The 1,439-nt window shown below is 29.0% G+C and carries 2 protein-coding genes; both read left to right on the forward strand.

The features are described 5' to 3' along the window. Positions 1-70: 70 nt before the first annotated feature. Positions 71-427, forward strand: coding sequence for a plasmid mobilization relaxosome protein MobC (gene mobC / locus KHW44_RS09605; protein WP_000370326.1), 357 nt, complete (start codon positions 71-73; stop codon positions 425-427). A gap of 1 nt (position 428) precedes the next feature. Further along, positions 429-1,439 (forward strand): relaxase/mobilization nuclease domain-containing protein (locus tag KHW44_RS09610; protein ID WP_304068888.1); only part of this gene is annotated, 1,011 nt, incomplete at its 3' end.

A 1,439-nucleotide genomic window follows, 5' to 3' on the forward strand; every position in this document is an offset into this window, starting at 1 on the left:
TTTTTTTATCAATTTTACCTTGTTAGGGAGAACCCTAAGACCCCAATAATTTATGATAAGGAGATATACTATGGATAATAGAAAAAGAAATAATCAACTAAAAATATATTTAACAGATGAAGAAAAAGAAGTTTTTGAAAAGAAAATGAAACTTGCAAATTGCAAAACTATGTCCCACTTTCTTAGAAAGTGCGTATTAGAAAAAGAAATTTATGTAGTAGACTTAGAACCATTTAGAAACCTACAATGGCTGCTTTCGAATGCAACAAATAATATAAATCAGATTGCAAAAGCTACTAATACAACTGGTGTTATTTACAAAAATGAAATTGAATCAATGAATAAGCAGATAGAAAAATTATCAAGAGAAATATGGCAGATCCATTCCCTACTTCTTAATAAATCAAAAGAAAGTTCTGGTGATTAGTATGGCAATTACAAAAATACATCCTATAAAATCAACTCTAAATTTGGCAATAGATTATATAACCAAGAGTGAAAAAACTGATGAAAAAGTCTTGGTTTCTTCATTTAAATGTCATCCATCTACTGCCCATATTCAGTTTATGAAAACACGAGAAGACAATGATACTAAAGGTACAGTTTTGGCTAGACATTTAATCCAATCTTTTCTACCAGGAGAGGTTGATCCTATAAAAGCTCACGAAATTGGAATGGAATTATGTAAGAAAATTTTAAAAGAAGATTATGAATTTGTGCTTGCAACTCATATAGATAGAGGGCATATCCATAACCATATTATTTTTAATAATGTTAATTACAAGACTGGTAAGTGCTACCAATCTAACAAAAAATCTTACCACAAAATCAGGTATCAAAGTGATGAATTATGTAAAGAAAATAAGCTTTCAGTCATTGATAAATACTATGAAGCTTACAAAAGAAAATATAAAACTGCGGGTAAATCTTGGTACGAATATGACCAAAATAAGAAAGGAAATTCTTGGAAGTCTAAACTGCAATTTGATATAGATAGAATGATTAATAAATCTAACTCTTGGGAAGAGTTTTTAGAAAATATGAAATCTCTTGATTATGAAATTAAGTTTGGTAAGCACATTGCTTTTCGTCATAAAGATAAGCAAAGATTTACAAGAGCTAAGACTATCGGAGAAGATTATACCGAGGAAAAAATCAAAGAAAGAATAGATTTATCAATTAAAAATAAAGCTAATACTATTAAAAAACGTGTAGGAAACGTCATTGATATATCTACTAATGAAAAAGCTCAATCCTCTAAAGGTTACGAAGTCTGGGCAAGAAAACATAATATCAAAACAATGGCTGACTCGATAATTAAGCTTAGAGAACAAGGAATTAACTCTATCACACAACTCGATGATCTAATCAAAAAATCTGCCGATGATAGACAAGATTTGTTAGATAAAATAAAGAAAATCGAAACTGAAATGAAGAGT

This window comes from Finegoldia magna (genome assembly GCF_018371055.1).
Taxonomy (GTDB): Bacteria; Bacillota; Clostridia; order Tissierellales; family Peptoniphilaceae; genus Finegoldia; species Finegoldia magna_I.

What these genes read in the sequence shown, in the direction of transcription:
- mobC (WP_000370326.1), top strand. Translation starts at nt 71, where the DNA reads ATGGATAATAGAAAAAGAAATAATCAACTAAAAATATATTTAACAGAT.